The organism is Pseudarthrobacter sp. Y6 (assembly GCF_050156205.1).
In the GTDB taxonomy this organism is placed as follows: Bacteria; Actinomycetota; Actinomycetes; order Actinomycetales; family Micrococcaceae; genus Arthrobacter.
Genome location: NZ_CP189574.1, coordinates 2,747,092 through 2,762,435 on the forward strand (window position 1 = coordinate 2,747,092; position 15,344 = coordinate 2,762,435).

General features: G+C 61.6%; 27 protein-coding genes. 20 read left to right on the forward strand and 7 right to left on the reverse strand.

Going from position 1 to position 15,344, the window contains the following annotated elements:
- The first annotated feature begins 41 nt into the window (after positions 1-41).
- Both ACQCSW_RS13175 and ACQCSW_RS13180 read left to right on the forward strand, forming a co-directional pair.
- Entirely contained in the window at positions 42-794 is a 753-nt protein-coding gene (locus ACQCSW_RS13175) for a DUF4191 domain-containing protein (RefSeq protein ID WP_426986524.1), read from the forward strand.
- Between the two features lie 100 nt (positions 795-894).
- Positions 895-1,251, forward strand: coding sequence for a DUF3817 domain-containing protein (locus ACQCSW_RS13180; RefSeq protein ID WP_111906944.1), 357 nt, complete (start codon positions 895-897; stop codon positions 1,249-1,251).
- Positions 1,252-1,303: 52 nt separating this feature from the next.
- Here ACQCSW_RS13180 and ACQCSW_RS13185 read toward each other — a convergent pair whose 3' ends face one another.
- A complete protein-coding gene (locus tag ACQCSW_RS13185; protein ID WP_426986527.1) occupies positions 1,304-1,741 on the reverse strand; it encodes an RDD family protein in 438 nt (145 codons plus the stop codon).
- 263 nt (positions 1,742-2,004) lie between these two features.
- Here ACQCSW_RS13185 and glnA point away from each other — a divergent pair, with 263 nt between their 5' ends.
- The gene (glnA, locus tag ACQCSW_RS13190) at positions 2,005-3,429 is read left to right on the forward strand and encodes a type I glutamate--ammonia ligase (RefSeq protein ID WP_426986529.1); all 1,425 of its coding nucleotides are present in this window, start codon (positions 2,005-2,007) and stop codon (positions 3,427-3,429) included.
- 119 nt (positions 3,430-3,548) lie between these two features.
- Here the strand turns inward: glnA and ACQCSW_RS13195 are convergent, their stop codons facing one another.
- Both ACQCSW_RS13195 and ACQCSW_RS13200 read right to left on the reverse strand, forming a co-directional pair.
- Positions 3,549-4,619, reverse strand: coding sequence for a tyrosine-type recombinase/integrase (locus ACQCSW_RS13195; protein ID WP_426986531.1), 1,071 nt, complete (start codon positions 4,617-4,619; stop codon positions 3,549-3,551).
- On the reverse strand, positions 4,619-5,053 hold the full coding sequence (locus tag ACQCSW_RS13200) for a helix-turn-helix domain-containing protein (protein WP_426986533.1): 435 nt from the start codon (positions 5,051-5,053) through the stop codon (positions 4,619-4,621). Before ACQCSW_RS13200 ends, ACQCSW_RS13195 begins: the two co-directional genes overlap by 1 nt.
- 104 nt (positions 5,054-5,157) lie before the next feature.
- Here ACQCSW_RS13200 and ACQCSW_RS13205 point away from each other — a divergent pair, with 104 nt between their 5' ends.
- From ACQCSW_RS13205 to ACQCSW_RS13280, 16 genes are all read left to right on the forward strand, one after another.
- Positions 5,158-5,361 (forward strand): helix-turn-helix transcriptional regulator, encoded by a 204-nt coding sequence (locus tag ACQCSW_RS13205; RefSeq protein WP_426986535.1) that lies wholly within the window; start codon positions 5,158-5,160, stop codon positions 5,359-5,361.
- On the forward strand, positions 5,358-5,570 hold the full coding sequence (locus tag ACQCSW_RS13210) for a hypothetical protein (protein WP_426986537.1): 213 nt from the start codon (positions 5,358-5,360) through the stop codon (positions 5,568-5,570). Before ACQCSW_RS13205 ends, ACQCSW_RS13210 begins: the two co-directional genes overlap by 4 nt.
- Positions 5,563-5,910 (forward strand): hypothetical protein, encoded by a 348-nt coding sequence (locus ACQCSW_RS13215; protein WP_426986539.1) that lies wholly within the window; start codon positions 5,563-5,565, stop codon positions 5,908-5,910. Before ACQCSW_RS13210 ends, ACQCSW_RS13215 begins: the two co-directional genes overlap by 8 nt.
- A 254-nt stretch (positions 5,911-6,164) precedes the next feature.
- A complete protein-coding gene (locus ACQCSW_RS13220; RefSeq protein WP_426986541.1) occupies positions 6,165-7,265 on the forward strand; it encodes an AAA family ATPase in 1,101 nt (366 codons plus the stop codon).
- The gene (locus ACQCSW_RS13225; RefSeq protein WP_426986542.1) at positions 7,262-7,672 is read left to right on the forward strand and encodes a hypothetical protein; all 411 of its coding nucleotides are present in this window, start codon (positions 7,262-7,264) and stop codon (positions 7,670-7,672) included. The genes ACQCSW_RS13220 and ACQCSW_RS13225 overlap by 4 nt, the downstream gene beginning before the upstream one ends.
- A complete protein-coding gene (locus ACQCSW_RS13230) occupies positions 7,669-7,884 on the forward strand; it encodes a hypothetical protein (protein WP_426986544.1) in 216 nt (71 codons plus the stop codon). The genes ACQCSW_RS13225 and ACQCSW_RS13230 overlap by 4 nt, the downstream gene beginning before the upstream one ends.
- On the forward strand, positions 7,881-8,099 hold the full coding sequence (locus tag ACQCSW_RS13235) for a hypothetical protein (RefSeq protein WP_426986546.1): 219 nt from the start codon (positions 7,881-7,883) through the stop codon (positions 8,097-8,099). Before ACQCSW_RS13230 ends, ACQCSW_RS13235 begins: the two co-directional genes overlap by 4 nt.
- A gap of 4 nt (positions 8,100-8,103) precedes the next feature.
- Positions 8,104-8,754, forward strand: a complete 651-nt coding sequence (locus ACQCSW_RS13240; RefSeq protein ID WP_426986548.1) for a hypothetical protein — start codon at positions 8,104-8,106, stop codon at positions 8,752-8,754.
- A gap of 11 nt (positions 8,755-8,765) precedes the next feature.
- Positions 8,766-9,200 carry a hypothetical protein gene (locus tag ACQCSW_RS13245; protein ID WP_426986550.1) on the forward strand — a complete coding sequence of 145 codons (435 nt, stop codon included), beginning with the start codon at positions 8,766-8,768 and terminating at the stop codon, positions 9,198-9,200.
- Positions 9,197-9,331, forward strand: a complete 135-nt coding sequence (locus ACQCSW_RS13250; protein WP_426986552.1) for a hypothetical protein — start codon at positions 9,197-9,199, stop codon at positions 9,329-9,331. Before ACQCSW_RS13245 ends, ACQCSW_RS13250 begins: the two co-directional genes overlap by 4 nt.
- 15 nt (positions 9,332-9,346) lie before the next feature.
- Positions 9,347-9,481, forward strand: a complete 135-nt coding sequence (locus ACQCSW_RS13255) for a hypothetical protein (RefSeq protein ID WP_426986554.1) — start codon at positions 9,347-9,349, stop codon at positions 9,479-9,481.
- Positions 9,482-9,736 (forward strand): hypothetical protein, encoded by a 255-nt coding sequence (locus ACQCSW_RS13260; RefSeq protein WP_426986556.1) that lies wholly within the window; start codon positions 9,482-9,484, stop codon positions 9,734-9,736.
- On the forward strand, positions 9,733-9,876 hold the full coding sequence (locus tag ACQCSW_RS13265) for a hypothetical protein (protein WP_426986558.1): 144 nt from the start codon (positions 9,733-9,735) through the stop codon (positions 9,874-9,876). The genes ACQCSW_RS13260 and ACQCSW_RS13265 overlap by 4 nt, the downstream gene beginning before the upstream one ends.
- 9 nt (positions 9,877-9,885) lie before the next feature.
- Complete coding sequence (locus ACQCSW_RS13270) at positions 9,886-10,620, forward strand: hypothetical protein (protein WP_426986560.1); 735 nt, start codon at positions 9,886-9,888, stop codon at positions 10,618-10,620.
- Positions 10,621-10,847: 227 nt separating this feature from the next.
- Positions 10,848-11,252: a P27 family phage terminase small subunit gene (locus ACQCSW_RS13275; RefSeq protein ID WP_426986562.1), complete on the forward strand. Its 405-nt coding sequence runs from the start codon at positions 10,848-10,850 to the stop codon at positions 11,250-11,252.
- A gap of 174 nt (positions 11,253-11,426) precedes the next feature.
- Positions 11,427-11,927 (forward strand): hypothetical protein, encoded by a 501-nt coding sequence (locus ACQCSW_RS13280; RefSeq protein ID WP_426986564.1) that lies wholly within the window; start codon positions 11,427-11,429, stop codon positions 11,925-11,927.
- A gap of 128 nt (positions 11,928-12,055) precedes the next feature.
- Here the strand turns inward: ACQCSW_RS13280 and ACQCSW_RS13285 are convergent, their stop codons facing one another.
- The gene (locus ACQCSW_RS13285; RefSeq protein WP_426986566.1) at positions 12,056-12,568 is read right to left on the reverse strand and encodes a hypothetical protein; all 513 of its coding nucleotides are present in this window, start codon (positions 12,566-12,568) and stop codon (positions 12,056-12,058) included.
- Positions 12,569-12,920: 352 nt separating this feature from the next.
- Between ACQCSW_RS13285 and ACQCSW_RS13290 the strand changes: the two genes are divergently transcribed.
- Positions 12,921-13,454 (forward strand): hypothetical protein, encoded by a 534-nt coding sequence (locus ACQCSW_RS13290; RefSeq protein ID WP_426986568.1) that lies wholly within the window; start codon positions 12,921-12,923, stop codon positions 13,452-13,454.
- Positions 13,455-13,550: 96 nt separating this feature from the next.
- Here ACQCSW_RS13290 and ACQCSW_RS13295 read toward each other — a convergent pair whose 3' ends face one another.
- The 3 genes from ACQCSW_RS13295 to ACQCSW_RS13305 all read right to left on the reverse strand — a co-directional run bounded on the left by ACQCSW_RS13295 (position 13,551) and on the right by ACQCSW_RS13305 (position 15,327).
- A complete protein-coding gene (locus ACQCSW_RS13295) occupies positions 13,551-13,853 on the reverse strand; it encodes a hypothetical protein (protein WP_426986570.1) in 303 nt (100 codons plus the stop codon).
- A 503-nt stretch (positions 13,854-14,356) separates the two neighbouring features.
- Positions 14,357-14,878 carry a GNAT family N-acetyltransferase gene (locus tag ACQCSW_RS13300; RefSeq protein ID WP_426990696.1) on the reverse strand — a complete coding sequence of 174 codons (522 nt, stop codon included), beginning with the start codon at positions 14,876-14,878 and terminating at the stop codon, positions 14,357-14,359.
- A gap of 5 nt (positions 14,879-14,883) precedes the next feature.
- Positions 14,884-15,327 carry a VOC family protein gene (locus tag ACQCSW_RS13305; protein WP_426986572.1) on the reverse strand — a complete coding sequence of 148 codons (444 nt, stop codon included), beginning with the start codon at positions 15,325-15,327 and terminating at the stop codon, positions 14,884-14,886.
- Positions 15,328-15,344: the final 17 nt, after the last annotated feature.

Here is a 15,344-nt window from a genome sequence, read left to right on the forward strand (position 1 = left end):
CGTCCGGCCCTCAGGCATAAATCACGTAGAATTGAGGAACTATGGCGAACTCCCCTGATTCCAGTAACAGCAGTCCGGCGGCCTCTGACGCCCCGAAGCGTGGCCTCTTCTCGCGCAAGCCAAAAGAAGCAAAGGTCAAGAAGCCCAGCCGGCTCAAGCAGATCGGCGAAGTCTTTAACATGACCCGCCGCCATGATCCCATGGTCCCGTGGCTGATGCTGCTGGTGTTCCTGGGCGTTGTGGCTGTCAGCTTCCTGGTGGGTTTTTGGCTGGAAAACTGGATCACCGGCCTGCTCATCGGTATTCCGCTGGGCCTCCTCGGCGCCACCCTGATTCTCTCCCGGCGTGCCGAACGCGCCGCCTTCGCCCAGATCGAGAACCAGCCCGGGGCCTCAGGCGCAGCACTGGGCACCCTTAAGCGCGGCTGGATCACAGAGGACCAGCCAGTCGCCGTAAACCCGCGCACGCAGGACGCCGTGTTCCGCGCCGTCGGCCGTCCCGGCGTCGTCCTCGTCAGCGAGGGCCCCACCATCCGAGTCAAGCCGATGCTCGACGCGGAGCGTAAGCGCCTTGCGCGCATCCTCCCGAACGTCACGGTCCACATGATCGAAAGCGGCCGCGGCGAGGGCCAGGTTCCCATCAGCCAGGTAGCCAAGAAGATGGGCAAGCTAAAGAACGAACTGACCAAGCTTGAGGTGAATGCGGTGTCCAAGCGCATTTCCTCGCTGGGCAACCGCCTCCCGATTCCCAAGGGAATCGACCCTTACAAAGCGCGCCCCAACCGCGGGCGCTAAGTCCCTTGAACCGCCCTGTTTCCGGCTTGGCCGGAAGCAGGGCGGTTTTGTCTGCCGGACGCCGGCCAACCAGGCGGGCACGTTAATTGGAAGTACCTACATGACGATTCCTGTTAGAACCCTTGTTATCCGGGCCTTCCGCGTCCTGGCGGTTGCCGAAGCCTTCAGCTGGGCTGCGCTGCTGGCGGGCATGTACTTCAAGTGGATCGCCCAGACCACCGAACTGGGTGTGGAGATCGCCGGCCCTATCCATGGTGCGCTGTTTGCGGGCTACGGCATCGCCGCCCTCGCCCTCTGGCGGCTCCAGCGGTGGCCCTTCGTAGTGGCCCTGTTCGCGGGACTGTCGGCAGTGTTCCCGTTCGCCACTGTCGCGTTCGAACGCTGGGCCGGAAACCGCGGATACCTGACGCCGGGCACGGCCGTTCCTGCCGGCACAAAGGAAACGGCGGGAGTCTGACCCCGCTCCGTCAGGTGCCGGCATACCGCCGCCGCCAGGCTCCTGATCGCGGCTAGCGCCGCACGAGAACGGTATTCATCGCCTTGTCGTGCAGTCCCCGCTGGTCCGGATCGAAAATCACTGCAGGAATCACCAGGCACAGAAGCACCGACCTCACCACGGCAGCCAGCGGACCCGCGGGCCCGCCGCCCAGGCGCAGCACGTGGATCCCGGCCATGCGGTGGCCGATGCTGTAACCGAGGGTGCCCACGAGCAGCATCTGTTCCGCGGCGAAAATCGCCAACGTTGCCCAGGAGTCACCGCCAAAGGCAAAATTGCTGATCAGCAGGGCAACGCCCCAGTCAAGGACGATGGCGAGGATGCGCCTGCCCGCCCTGGCGATGGAACCGGAACCGGATTCGGGCAATCCCAGGCGCTCCCCCGGGTACTTTGAGATGCCGGACGTGTCCGGTCCGCTGAGCCAGGAGCCTATGTCATTGCGATCTACCACCGTCCAAGCTTACCGACTCACCGGCGACCACAGAGTGGAAACCGTTGGACCACACTATGGACACCGGATAGCGTTACCTGTTCAGGACAATTCTGTAACCTGCCCGAAACAATGTGGACACTGACGGGAAATGACGTGTCCATAGGCTGGTAGCAGTTTCAAGCAATACCGCCCAAGCAGGGAAACCTGGTTTCCCTGCCCTTCGGATTGCGCTGGATCAGTTGGCTTGCCAGCCAGTTATTACATATGCGTAAGGAGCATAGATGTTCAAGACTGCGGACGAAGTCCTCAAGTTCATCAAGGACGAAGATATTAAATTCGTTGATATCCGCTTCACCGATCTCCCGGGTGTGCAACAGCACTTCAACGTGCCGGCAAAGAGCGTCGACGCGGACTTCTTCGTCAACGGCCAGCTCTTCGACGGATCCTCCATTCGCGGTTTCCAGGGCATCGCTGAATCCGACATGCAGCTGATCCCGGACGTCACTACAGCATTCCTGGACACCTTCCGCATGGAGAAGACCCTTGCGCTGAACTTCTCCATCGTGAACCCCCGCACCGGCGACCCTTACCACCGCGACCCCCGCGGCGTGGCCGAGAAGGCTGAGGCCTACCTTGCCTCCACGGGCATCGCCGACACCGCGTTCTTCGCTCCGGAAGCCGAATTCTTCGTCTTCGACAACGTCCAGTACCAGTCCTCCCCCGAGGGCAGCTTCTACAAGATCGACTCCGAAGAAGCACACTGGAACACCGGCCGCGAAGAAGAGGGCGGAAACCTCGGTTACAAGACCCCCATCAAGGGCGGCTACTTCCCGGTTTCCCCCACCGACAAGCAGGCTGACCTCCGCGACGCCATGTGCATCGCCCTGGATGAGGCAGGCCTCGAGGTCGAGCGCAGCCACCACGAGGTAGGCTCCGCCGGCCAGGCTGAAATCAACTACAAGTTCACCACCCTGACCCACGCCGCAGACGACCTGCAGAAGTTCAAGTACGTCGTCAAGAACACGGCCGACGCCTGGGGCAAGTCCGTAACCTTCATGCCGAAGCCGGTCTTCGGCGACAACGGTTCGGGCATGCACTGCCACCAGTCGCTGTGGACCAACGGCGAGCCGCTGTTCTACGACGAAAAGGGCTACGCCGGCCTGTCCGATATGGCCCGCTGGTACATCGGCGGCCTGCTGAAGCACTCCTCGGCCGTCCTTGCCTTCACCAACCCGACGGTGAACTCCTACCGCCGTCTGGTCAAGGGCTTCGAAGCTCCGGTCAACATGGTGTACTCGCAGGGCAACCGCTCCGCCGGTATCCGCATCCCCATCACGGGCTCCAACCCCAAGGCCAAGCGCATCGAGTTCCGCGCTCCGGACCCCTCGTCCAACCCGTACCTGGCATTCGCTGCCCAGCTGATGGCCGGCATTGACGGCATCCGCAACCGCATCGAACCGCCGGCTCCGATCGACAAGGACCTCTACGAGCTGCCCGCCGAGGAAGCCAAGGACATCCCGAAGGCTCCGGGCTCGCTGGAAGAGGCACTGGAGGCCCTGCACGAGGACAACGAGTTCCTGCAGGCCGGTGGCGTGTTCACCCAGGACCTGATCGACACCTGGATCGAGTACAAGTACGAGTACGAGATCCGCCCGCTGTCCCTGCGCCCGAACCCGTACGAGTTCGAGCTCTACTACGGCGTCTAGCGCCACCATGCGGCAAAAGCGGGCATAGTCCGCAGACAGTCCGCAAGAATCCGGATACAGCAAAGGCCGGTCCCAGGTTTCACCACCCGGGGCCGGCCTTTTGTTGTGTCTGGATCCGTTTAGCCGTGCCGCTCAGTCCGCGAGCTCAGCCGCTCCCGCAACACCCCGGCCACGGCCGCCCGCGCTGACTCTTCCTTGTCCGGCCACATGTGCCCGTAGGTGTCCAGCGTCGTCTTAGCTGATGAATGCCGGAGGCTCTTCTGCACCACCTTCACGTCAAGGCCCTGCGCAATGAGCAGCGATGCGAAGTAGTGCCGGAGGTCATGGAACCTGAACCCTTCCGGCAGATCCTTGACCGTTACCCGCGCTTCCCGGAAGTAGTGCTCAAGCCGATGAGGCGAGAGCCCGCGGCCCCAGGCGTTGGTCACGAGCGTTTCACTCCCCCACCGTGTGTGATTCACCGACAGTTCAAGGCATAGGTTCTGAGGAATTGGGATAGGCGTCCTGGATTCCTTGGTTTTGAGTTCCACGCCGGGATACTGGATGGCCGGCGCGACGATTCCGCGCATGAAGTCCACGTCAGAAACCCGCAGCGCCACGGCCTCAGCGACACGCAGACCGGCGAACGCCGCCAGCAGCACCGCTGGCTGTAGACCTTCCGGCATCGCGTCATGCAGGGCCCAGACCTGTTCCGTCGTGGCAACATAGGGCCGCTGCTCCCCTGCCTTCGGCGCCGTCCTGCGGCTCAGCGGCGACTTCGGCAACAGCCCATCGTGCACGGCGTCACTGTAGAGCTGCCCCATGCGTGAATGCAGCGCATAGATCGTGGAATCAGCCAGCCCCTCATCACTGAGCTTCGCCGTCCACGCCTTGACCTCAGACGGCCGCACACTCTTTAGAGCGCGATTCCCGAAAGCCTCATTGATCCGCTTTAGATGGGTCTTCGCCTGGCGCACGGTCGACGGCCGGTTGTTCTCGTAGCCCTTCAGCCAGATCACAGACCACTCCCGAACGGTGGTCAGCGCGGTTTTTGGATCCACATAGGTTCCGGACACCACGGACGCCGTGACCTCATCAAGCCACGCCTTGGCATCCTTCTGCCGGGCGAAGTGCCGGGCGTGTTCCTTGCCCGCGTCGTCACGGTACCGCGCGCGCCAGGACCCGTTATCCCTCTTCTGGATGCTCGCCATTAGGGATCCGACTTAAATGCTGCCGAATTGGAGAGCCGCGCTTCCATCTCATCGTACTTAGCCTGCTCATCAAGAAGCCGCGTTTGTATCTCCATAAAGCGCATATTGGCTTCGTTGGCGCTGTTTCGAAGCGTTTCCACAACGGCCGCTTGGAGCGCAAGGTCGGCGCGGGCGGCGGCTACGGCAGCTTCGTCTTCATGCTCCGGAAAGATCCAGCCCGCGAATTCCTCAATGCTGCACTTAAAGATTTTGGCTAAGGCACCCAATTCCGGAACGGTTGTCGGGCGTAGCCCTCCTTCCAGCTTGGCAACGGTGTTCTGCTTCGTTGGAAGCCCGGCGGCAGTCAGTTGCTTGGCTAAATTCTCTTGGGTCATCCCGGCCGCCAGTCGCAAGGACTTGACGACGGAACCGAGCCGCTTTTCTATGTTCTCCACAAGAACAGACTACGTACTCCTCCCACGCTTGACAACCATGCCCAGCATCGGGCATGCTTGCTCTTGTCAGGATTACAAGCTCTACTCTTCAGAGGAGAATTTAGATGGAAACCGTAAAGGCCATGAAGCTGCTAACGCTGGATGAGGTCGCGGATATGTTGCGGAAGTCGCCGGCTCAAATCCGGTGGATGCGCCACAACGGAACGGGCCCGCGTGCGGCCCGACTAGGTGGGCGCGTGATGTATCGGGAACAGGACGTCATCGACTGGGTAAACGCCGCATTTGAAGAGGACGCCAAGTCGGCATGAGCGCCCGAACCTACACCGAAGCGGACCTTGCCATTGCGTTCGAGCGTGGCTACTGGCGCGGCGTGGACCATAAGGGCCCGCTCAATGAAGCTGCCGTGAGAGGCAAGAACCCGTACACCAAAAAAGAAAGCGACGCCGGTTCTCCCACCAAGAAGAACACCAGCGCCGCCACCGAAAACACCCACGAAAAGGATGATTCCAATGACTAATGGTACCAACTGGCCCGCGACAGTGCGAGAGCTCGGCGATATGGCCGAAAAGCAGGGCCTGAACATTGTCGAGCTAATGGTCGAGCTCGAAAGGGAAGTCGGCCCCATCCCGCATCCTCCGTCCGGTTACACCCTGGCGCCGGGAACCTCAGACCTGTGGATCGGGACCGAGACCATGAACCGCAGTTGGATCATGACGCCGGGCTGGAAGTTTGACACCGGCCACTGCATCAACGTCTGGACAGTCGATGGCAGGGACCTCACGCCCAAGGAAGCGCTCGAACTCGGCACGGCGCTAGTCCTCGCCGCGCAAGCCGCCGGCGTAGCTGAAGGCGAATAGGCCAGACGGATGATCAGCGTAGCCACGTATCAGCGCTGGGAGCTCCTGCGCTGGCTCGCCGAACACGATCCCGCCTACATGAAGGAATTGGAGGCCGCCGCGTGACGGACGACTACGCATCACCGCCGGAGGAACACTGGAAGTCCAGGGCAGCGGAAGGTGAGGATGTTTCCGAGAGGGAACCCGCCACATGGGAACCCATTGACCTTACCGCCGTCCTAAATGGCACTCATCAGGCCCCGCAGCCTACCTACATGGAACGGGAAGACGGCGTCTGTCTCGGCTACCCGGCCCTGGTTCACGCGCTCAACGGCGAATCCGAATCCATGAAATCCATGGTTGCACAGGCCGAGTCAGCCCGGAGCGTCAACGAGGGCATCGACGTGCTCTACATCGACTGTGAGTCGGACCAAGGAGCCGTAATCAACCGGCTACTCATGCTTGGAGCCCGCCCGGAACAGATCAAGGACTATTTCCACTACGTACGCCCGCAGATGCACCCCGCCGGAACCGAACAGGAACGCCTGGCCTTCCGCGGACTACTGCAACGCGCATACGGGCTCGCCATCATCGACGGCATCACGGAAGCGTTCGCAATCTTCGGAGTCAAGAGCATCGACAACGATGAAGTGACCCGCTGGGGCAGGGAAATCCCCCGCAGGATCGCTGACCATACCGGGGCGGCCGTGTTCCTCATCGACCACGTCACCAAGTCAGAGGAAGGCCGCGGACGGTTCGCCATCGGAGCCCAAGCCAAGCTCTCATACCTCACCGGAGCCGCCTACGGCCTGGAGGTGATCGAGCCGGGCGGAGTCGGCATGATCGGACGCATAGCCCTACGCATCGGCAAGGACCGCCCCGGACAAGTCAGGCCGAACGCCGGCACCTGGCGGAAGTCAGACCGAACTCAGGAAATCGCGGTGGCAGTGTTCGACTCCACCGAGCCGGGCAAGATCCACTACCGGCTGGAAGCGCCCCGCAGCTTGGACGAAGGTTCCGGGACCAACTGGCAGCCAACGGCGCTCATGGAGCAGATTTCTCAGGCCCTCCAGGACTCAGGAAAAGCGCTTTCATTCCGAAGCATCAACGCCTGCGTCCGAGGCAAGAGGGAGACCATCGAAAAGGCCATCACGGATCTGGTTCAGCTCGGACATATCCGCATCGATCAGGGCCCCCGAAATTCACACCTTCACCACCTAATCCACCCCACACCCTGCCGGGGACACACTCACCGGTCTAAAAGCAGTGTGAGTGTGTCCCGTTCTAAAGAAACGAACGGGGACACACACACTCACCGTGTCCCGGACACACTCGGGACACACTCGGACACACTCAGCAAAAGGAACAGGAAATGACCACAGCAAAGGAACTCCGCACAACGTTCCATGAGGCAATCCTTGACCACGGCGGACGCCGCACCGGCGGTTACTACACGGTCCCCGTGGGCAGCCCGATAGAAGGCCGCCAGCCTTGGCTTAGCTTCAGAGTGAACCCCAACGGCTACGGGCCATCAGCTTGCACCATCGTCGTGGACAGGTGGAACGCCTCAGACCCTCCCGAATCGGCCCGCGACTGGCTGCAAGAGCATGTTCACCCGTTCGTCAAGAGCGCGGTTCACAGCATCCGTAAGGGCAACTACTGGATGACCCTCCCCGGCATCAGTTCCTACACTTCCGCGACGGTACTACGCACCGACGTAGCCACAGTCCTGGATGTCTGGATCCCCCAAGAGAAGCAGTGGCAGCAGGAGCAGACGCGATGAACAATCAGCCGCCCTCAGTGGCCGTTATGAAGCTCTCGAAAGCCGAGTACATCGAACTAGCGGACAGGTTCCGCGACAAGGCCCAGCAAGAGCACCAGGACGCCCGCGCATGGATGAACCGCTGTCTGCTTGCGGAATCATCCCTAGCCGCTCTCAGAACCGCCTACGAACCGCCGCAGCCCCGCACCGAGATCACTAAGGAGACCAGATGACCCGCCGCCCGAAGCTCAGCGCCCGCCCCTACGTCTGGAAGTCCAAAGACGGCAGCGGCACCCCGGGTGTCGGCCTGTTTCAAGGCGGGGCAGTCAAGGCCCACCTGACACCCAATGAAGCCCGGACCCTGGCCGACCGGATCCACGACCTAACCGACGCCGCGGGAAACCCGGAGCCGGCCCTCGAAACCCTCCCCCACCCCGAAAGCGAGTAAGACCATGGCACCACTCCCAGGCGATATGTTCAAAGGTGACGACTATTTGGTGCGCAAGGTCCGCGACCTTGAACGGTTTGTGCAGCAGCTCGCCGCAGCCAACCAGCTTGGCGCCGCCGGCATCCGCGCAGTAGACGGCGGGATCACCGTAGAAGGCTCACAGACCGTCAACGGCCCGCTGACAATCAACGGCGCCGCAGTCATCACCGGCACGCTGGATCTTCCCGCCGGGATCATCGGCAACGACGCGCTGAGCAGTCCGGTCACGATCGGCACTGCGAGTGATGGCATCGGCAACTACGCGATCAATACGGCGTCCACGGTCCGCAAATCGATCACCCTGACTTGCCCGGCTGGCTTCACGCAGGCCGTGGTCACGGCAAACCCAACGGCAATGGGCTACAACAGCACCGCCACCGCCGATTATCTCTACGTGCAATCCGTAATCCAAGGCGTAGGCAGCGGGGAGCTGTATACATCGGCTCCGGCCGGCGTGGGCGTCGGGCTCGCCGCACCGTTCCACCTGAGCCTGACCGGGCTCACCGACGGCGAAACCATCACCGTGGCCGTTGCCACCCGCGCCGGAAACGGCACATGGGCAGCGTCCACAGGTAACCAGGCCAACATCTACGCAACCGCGATATTCCTCAGGTAGGACCAAGTCACATGGAAAAGAAATCAGTAGCACTTGGTGTCGCGGGAACGCTCCTCGCCGCCGCCGCTGCGTTCGGCGGAATTGCCATGGCAAACGCCGAAAACCAGCCCACCCCGACGCCAGTAACCACGACGACCACGACCCCACCCCAGGAGCCCAAGATGACCGTTACACCTTCCCCTGAACCCATCGTCACTCCGGTCACCGAGACGGTGCCCGCCGCGCCTGCCGTTGTCGCCCCGGAGCCGGCAAACGCTCCCGAACCGGTCATCATCGCCCCGCCGGCACCCGCGCCCGTCGTAGTCATCCCGGAGCCCGCACAGACGTTCCAGGCCCCCGCGCCGGAACGCCCCGGAATGCCAAACCCCATCCCGCGTGATCCGAGCCTGCCGTGGAATCCCCACGGTGACCCGATCATGCCCGCTGCACCGGTTCCCGCCCCGTGAGCGGCAACGAGCCCGCACCCGGCCAGACCTGCGCTGAGGAGCTCGCCGCACTCCGGCTGACAGTTCAGCAGCAGCAACGTGACATCGACGCACTGAAACAGTCCATCAAGCGCATTACCAGCAAAGTCTGAACAGGAGTAGCAACCATGACCACCACATCCGACCGCTGCGAACTGCACGAGACGCCCCAACCAAGTATCTGCTTCACCTGCAACCAGATAAACCGCAACGAATGGGGCTCAACAGCCCAAGAGCTCGCCAGCGAAAAGGAGAACCAGTAGATGGCTTACCGCCCCTCACTCTTCACTACCAAGCCGGAGTACTACACCGAGAACATACACCGGGCTTCCAAGCTCCGCGCCGCCGCCGGACTAATCGGCAAACCAGACGGCGCCACGGAACCCGCCGTCATCATCTTCAACGGCCACGGCTTCCAATACGCGCTGGAAGAAGCGCAGGCCTACCGCCTCGCTGACTCCATCGCGGACGCCCTCGCATCCCACCGGAGCAACAACCAAGGAGTCACCAGCGCATGACCGAACCGGCAGAAACCCCAGAGCCCACCGAACAGGAAGCCGCAGACGCGTTCTACGCATCGATCTACGGCCAACCACAGCCGGCGGAACTCACCACCGAAGACGCCGAACTCTACAACCACTTTTTCCCCACCAAGTAAGGAACCACCATGGCCTTTCAGTTCAACCCCATGACCATCGGCATTACCGACCTCCGCGACATCGTGGACACCGCCGCCGCGTACGGCATCAAGCCAAACCCGAAGGTTGCCCACGGGATCCAGCTTTACGAAACGCTGCACCCCAGAGTCACCACCGTTCCCGCCGTGACACTCCTGGACCTCACCGAAGATGAAGCAATCGAACACGCTTTCGCCATCGCCCGCTCAAAAGCCACCTTCATGCCTGGACAGCCCGCCGTAGGCGTCGCCGTCAGCACCCTTCAGGATCAGGCCGTCCGCGAAACGTGGGAAATCCTCGCCGCCGACACAGACCGGATCATCCAAGAACTTCGCCCCACGTTCGACGCCGCAGCAGGACAGGTACACGCCGCCGTCGAAGCAGGCATCCGCCCCCACTCCACCGCGCAAGATGTCTTGGACCTCGAGGACGCAACCGCCGCTGCACTTTGGAACGACCTGAACACCCACGTAAGGGCGCTGGAACGCATCAAGAATCTCCGCGTCAAGATGTCCACCAAGCTAGGGCTGCCACCCCAGGCCTTCTATAACGGCGACGTGATCACCGACTACACCGCCTGCTTTGCGGACCCGGACACCGGCATCAAAGCCGGAGCCATCTTCGCCTACGCCAACAACGCGATAGGACGCAAGACCTTCACAGAACCACGCCAGGAATGGCTGGCACTCGCCGCCGCGACTAAGGGAAAGATGCAGCTCAACTAACCCAGCACCGTGCTGGTGGCCCGCGTCCAACGATGCGGGCCACCAGACCCGGGGCGTTGACCTCTCCCCGGGTCCCTCAGGGCACCGCCGGTGAGCACAACTCCCAGAGCGCAAGCAAATCCCATTTTGATCAACGAACGATTGGACCCCCGGTTATGGTGTCAGGCGGACACAACAAACGGCCCTACCTCGCAGCGGTCAGGGAGGGCACCAGGCGCGGGCAGGACATGCCCGTAGTCCTCCCTCCATCGACGCTTATCGAGCCCGCATGGGATGACCTGCTGCCCGGCACAGCGGACGGAGAGAGGCGCGTAAGGGAACGCTGCGCCGCGCTATGGCTGAAGCTCTCGCCCGTCATGTCACGAAGCATCGGCCTGGTATTTGAACAGCAGGAGTGCTTAGTCGAGTACTGCATCCACACGGCCCGCATTGAGCAGATGGAACGGCAGCTATCCATCGAAGGCCTGATAGTCCAGGGGCAGCGCGGCGACGTCAAGAATCCGTTGGTCACTGTGCTGAACCAGTACCGCGCCCACCGCCGCGGACTCACTGCCGAGCTCGGACTATCACCGTCCACAGCAGCGCGCCTTGTCCGCCCCGACCAGCAGGACGACGACGACCCGTTCGACTAACACCAACCGGGGCCGAATCCCCCTACCCCGTCCCGCCCAAATTTTCCCGCCGGGGACGGTGACTTTGATCCGTACGGGATGGAGGAGTTTTAGACTGATCCGGCAAAGTGTTGGCATGTAGCCTGATTCCATCGCCAGGCAACAGGCCGGCGTCTGAATTGGGGCAGGTTAAAAATGACTTTGCAGCTAGTTGACACCATGCACGAGCACTTGACTGAGGCTAACAATCGCTGGCCGCGGGACGGTTGGACCACTGCCGAGGGCAGGGCCGGGATCCTTGAAAAGAGGCTGGCTCGGGCCGTTGGCCCGCGGGAAGTGGAGTTTTCCATTTCATCCGTGACCGAGGAGGACGCGAGCGGGGTGCACTTTGCGGCTACTTTGTTCACCGCTGATTTGGTCATTTCCGGGGCTTTGCACGCCACGAATGAGCAGATCGCACCCAGGGACCTCACAGGGGATGTGGTGATTGTTCCCCGGTCCGCACTCCGCAGCCTGACCCTGCACCAGGTGGAGTATTTCGGAAATGACAATGAGGCAACCGAAGATCACGTGTCCTTCACTGCCACTTACGAGGGCATGGCGCCCGTGGTTGTGGGGCCGCCGTCGTCAGGGTCCAGGCGTGGGGCCACGAGCCGCCTGTTTGACGCGCTACAGGCCGACCTGGCCCAGGTCTAACCAGCACCCTAGGTACGTGAGCGGCCCCGAACCTCTGATGAGATCCGGGGCCGCTTTGTCACACCTACCGGCGCCGTGCGGGCATGGTTCACGGAAACGTCCCCGCTAGCGACTACCACCATCAAGTCTTAGCGGGTGTAAGGCTTCCATGCGTCGAGGATGGGTATGAGCGGGCGGATGTCGCCGTTGGCCTGGGTTTCGGCGGCATCGCACGTTTCGCTTTCAGTTTCCTTGCAGGCTGCTGAGGCATCATTTTTCCCGATGACGTCCAGGGTGCGGAGCGTTCGGGAAACCAACGTGTCAATCTCGGGCGGCGGCGTCGGTAATTTTCGTAGTTCCCGGGCGGCCGTCTTCGCCGTGAGGGTGACCGTTTGGGCGGTGTATCGGCATGTGAGCCTCTTGGCAAAGTCCGCCGCGGTAGTTCCTATCGAGGCAAAAGCGCACGTGCCAATGTTTTCCTCGTAGTCGCGCCACGCCTGTTCATTCTCAGTGATGATGCTAGCGAATTGAGTAACAGAGGCCGTCGGGGTTGGCGTTGGTGTCGGAGTTGGAGATTCAGCGGCTGACTGTGCCGGCGCTCCACAGCCGCTAAGAAAGATCATGCATGCCACAAGAGTGGCGCCCCCAATATTTGATTTCATGGTCAAAGCATAGGGCCGCTCACCGACAAAGCCACATGTGTCAGAAGCACGAGCGTGCTAAATAGATGCGCCGCGCCGAGGGATTGCTGCATTGCTGAAATATCCATATTCAACTACTGTCAGAAGCTAACAAGACGAGGTGAACGATGAGCGATAACAACGGCTGGCACGACGATCACAGCCACCGGCACACGTCTTCATGCGATCACCAGCGTGCTCGTCCGCTGGATGTTGGCCCAGCACTAGAGACCCCCGAACAGTACGCGGATAGGATCGATCGTATAACCAACGATCCTCGCCGCATCGAGAAGCGCAAGCGTATAGCTCCGGCTCTCACGGTACCGCGTCGCCGTTGAATCCTTTGCTTGACCTAGTTGAGGCCGAGTTTAAGCATCGGCAGTTCCTGCAGCAGTTCTGGTGCGGTCCTATACCTTTTCGTCAAGCGAAGAAGCGGCGGACGCCACATCCGGAGCAGTACGCGATCGCAGTGCAGTCGATTGTGCGTAACCTGCAACCCCGCGCTGCCTATCCGGAGAGAATGCACATCTGCTACGTGGATGAGTATGAACTGGTGAAGTCCGTTGGCTGGGCGAAGTTCATCGAATCATCGGATGGACACCATCGTGCATCGTTCTATGTACTCGCTACGCACCTGGTGTTCACCCGGCAGGGTGCAGGGCAACACACATACACGCACGTGGTCAACGATCTTGTTGGTCTTGCGCAAGACGCGTCCGTCTTCAACTCTCTGACTATCACTGCGCTCGTTCACCCGAACAACGTCGCATGCAAGACGCTTCTAACGCAGAATCATTGGGTGCATTCGGACATGGACGTGGACGGGCTGCACGAGGAGTGGGCACTTGTGGTGCGAGTGGAAGACTAGCTGCGCCCACCCTCGCAATCTGCGCCAAATAGGGCGCAGAAAAGCCCCGGACCGATAACCGGATCCGGGGCAGTTTCTAGGCGCGTACGACCGTTGTCAGGCGTCAGCGGCCTCAGCGGCAGCAGTCAGTGCCGCGGCCATTTCTAGGGCTTCAGCGGGCGACAGGTTTCGGTCCTTGACTGTCCAGACCTCAATTCGGTGAGCCGCGATCTGTGCGTCCCACCCGGCGGCGACTACCCAGGCGTCATTCTTCGTCTCGGTGCCAATGTAGTAGTCAGAGCAGCCTTCGGCCAAGGTGTAACCGGCCGGCGGCAGCAGTTCGGAGGGCTGCACTCCACGTTCCTGAGCGGCTCCGATGAGTTCGCGGACGGTGGCCGGCATGGCAATTGTGCTGTTCATGGTGAGACCTGTTTCTTTAGTTGTTCCGTCCCCCAGCGGGACGAGCGTTAGCCTAGCGCGTGATGATGACATTCAAGGATGAAGCGGACCCTAGTCCGCAGAAAGTCCGCAAGAGGTCCGCAAGAGGGCAATTTCAGACCATCAGAACCAACCATGAAAACCCCGGAATCTAGCCGATTTCTAGGCCGTCCAGCAACCGCCAACCAACCCTGTTTAGTTCGAGCTCTACTACGGCGTCTAGCCAGATCCGCGGCTGAACCCGTTCAGTCCGCCAAAAAGTCCGCCCGGGCTGCCAGCATCAACGCTGTCCGGGCGGACTTTTTTGTCCCCAAGGTGGAGGCTGGCTCCAGACGTGCTGAGACCAGGAGCCAGCCCCCTGACATGTGCTCCCCGAGACGAAGACTTTTCAAGCCTTCCCCCCAACAAGGTTTGAAGAACACCGCCAATCCACATGATCGGTCAATGTGGAGCCGGAGGCAATGCCCGGCCGCCGTGTCTGCGAATTATCCCGTGAAGCTCCGGTACATGGTCCGTTGCGGTCCGGAACTTCCGCCCAGGTATTGCCCCTTGTCCACAAAGCCAGCGGTCCTGTACGCGGACAAGCCGGCCGGGTTGGTTTCGTTGACGGAAAGCACGACGCCGGCCTCGCGGGTTCCGCGCCTGGCGGTCAGTTTCGCGGCGGCCTCCACTGCGGACGTTGCCGCCAGCGGCCCGAGGCCCTGTCCCTGGTGGCGCCTGTCGATCAGGAAACCGCGCAACAGCCAGGCAGAATCCTCGTCCGGCCAGCCAGCCAGGCGCGCGGCACCGGCCTGGAGGGTCAGCACCCCGACGGCGTAGCCCGCAGCCTCCACGACATAAGGGAACCGCGAATCCTCCTCCAGTCCCGCCAGGACCATGCGGAGCGGGTCACCAACGAAGCTGTCTTGTCCCAGGCCCAGTTCAATGTTGGCTACCTCACCCAACTGGATGGCAAGGGCATCAGCATTGAGGTCATCCAGGGCGATGAGCCAGACAGAACCAACCAGGGTTTTCAGGTCGGCTGTCCGTCGGATCCGGCGGGAGCCCCGCCGTCGGCCGATGGGCCGGCAGGGTCCATCCACATGACTTCCCACAGGTGGCCGTCCGGGTCCTGGAAACTGTGGTTGTACATAAAGCCGTAGTCCTGGACCTCCTGCGACGGTGTGCCGCCGGCGGCCAGCGCCTTGCCTACCGTTTCGTCCACGGCTTCCTTGCTGTCCACCGAAAAGGCCATGATGGCCTCGGTGGAACTGGTGGCATCGGCCACATCCCTGGAGGTGAACGTTTTGAAGAAACCCTCCACCAGGAGCATGACAAACGCGTTGTCGTTGATGATCATGCAGGTCGCGTTTTCATCGGTGTAGTCCGGATTGAAGGAGAAGCCAAGGGCGGTGAAGAAATCGACGGACCGCTTCAGATCCTTCACGGGCAGGTTCAGGTAGATTTGCGTAGCCATGGCCCCCAACCTAGCAC

Excerpts from the sequence above, each read along its gene's own strand:
- ACQCSW_RS13175 (WP_426986524.1), top strand. The coding sequence starts at position 42 with ATGGCGAACTCCCCTGATTCCAGTAACAGCAGTCCGGCGGCCTCTGAC.
- ACQCSW_RS13180 (WP_111906944.1), top strand. The coding sequence starts at position 895 with ATGACGATTCCTGTTAGAACCCTTGTTATCCGGGCCTTCCGCGTCCTG.
- glnA (WP_426986529.1), top strand. The coding sequence starts at position 2,005 with ATGTTCAAGACTGCGGACGAAGTCCTCAAGTTCATCAAGGACGAAGAT.
- ACQCSW_RS13195 (WP_426986531.1), bottom strand. The coding sequence starts at position 4,619 with ATGGCGAGCATCCAGAAGAGGGATAACGGGTCCTGGCGCGCGCGGTAC.
- ACQCSW_RS13205 (WP_426986535.1), top strand. The coding sequence starts at position 5,158 with ATGGAAACCGTAAAGGCCATGAAGCTGCTAACGCTGGATGAGGTCGCG.
- ACQCSW_RS13210 (WP_426986537.1), top strand. The coding sequence starts at position 5,358 with ATGAGCGCCCGAACCTACACCGAAGCGGACCTTGCCATTGCGTTCGAG.
- ACQCSW_RS13215 (WP_426986539.1), top strand. The coding sequence starts at position 5,563 with ATGACTAATGGTACCAACTGGCCCGCGACAGTGCGAGAGCTCGGCGAT.
- ACQCSW_RS13220 (WP_426986541.1), top strand. The coding sequence starts at position 6,165 with ATGGAACGGGAAGACGGCGTCTGTCTCGGCTACCCGGCCCTGGTTCAC.
- ACQCSW_RS13225 (WP_426986542.1), top strand. The coding sequence starts at position 7,262 with ATGACCACAGCAAAGGAACTCCGCACAACGTTCCATGAGGCAATCCTT.
- ACQCSW_RS13230 (WP_426986544.1), top strand. The coding sequence starts at position 7,669 with ATGAACAATCAGCCGCCCTCAGTGGCCGTTATGAAGCTCTCGAAAGCC.
- ACQCSW_RS13235 (WP_426986546.1), top strand. The coding sequence starts at position 7,881 with ATGACCCGCCGCCCGAAGCTCAGCGCCCGCCCCTACGTCTGGAAGTCC.
- ACQCSW_RS13240 (WP_426986548.1), top strand. The coding sequence starts at position 8,104 with ATGGCACCACTCCCAGGCGATATGTTCAAAGGTGACGACTATTTGGTG.
- ACQCSW_RS13245 (WP_426986550.1), top strand. The coding sequence starts at position 8,766 with ATGGAAAAGAAATCAGTAGCACTTGGTGTCGCGGGAACGCTCCTCGCC.
- ACQCSW_RS13255 (WP_426986554.1), top strand. The coding sequence starts at position 9,347 with ATGACCACCACATCCGACCGCTGCGAACTGCACGAGACGCCCCAACCA.
- ACQCSW_RS13260 (WP_426986556.1), top strand. The coding sequence starts at position 9,482 with ATGGCTTACCGCCCCTCACTCTTCACTACCAAGCCGGAGTACTACACC.
- ACQCSW_RS13265 (WP_426986558.1), top strand. The coding sequence starts at position 9,733 with ATGACCGAACCGGCAGAAACCCCAGAGCCCACCGAACAGGAAGCCGCA.
- ACQCSW_RS13270 (WP_426986560.1), top strand. The coding sequence starts at position 9,886 with ATGGCCTTTCAGTTCAACCCCATGACCATCGGCATTACCGACCTCCGC.
- ACQCSW_RS13275 (WP_426986562.1), top strand. The coding sequence starts at position 10,848 with ATGCCCGTAGTCCTCCCTCCATCGACGCTTATCGAGCCCGCATGGGAT.
- ACQCSW_RS13280 (WP_426986564.1), top strand. The coding sequence starts at position 11,427 with ATGACTTTGCAGCTAGTTGACACCATGCACGAGCACTTGACTGAGGCT.
- ACQCSW_RS13285 (WP_426986566.1), bottom strand. The coding sequence starts at position 12,568 with ATGAAATCAAATATTGGGGGCGCCACTCTTGTGGCATGCATGATCTTT.
- ACQCSW_RS13295 (WP_426986570.1), bottom strand. The coding sequence starts at position 13,853 with ATGAACAGCACAATTGCCATGCCGGCCACCGTCCGCGAACTCATCGGA.
- ACQCSW_RS13305 (WP_426986572.1), bottom strand. The coding sequence starts at position 15,327 with ATGGCTACGCAAATCTACCTGAACCTGCCCGTGAAGGATCTGAAGCGG.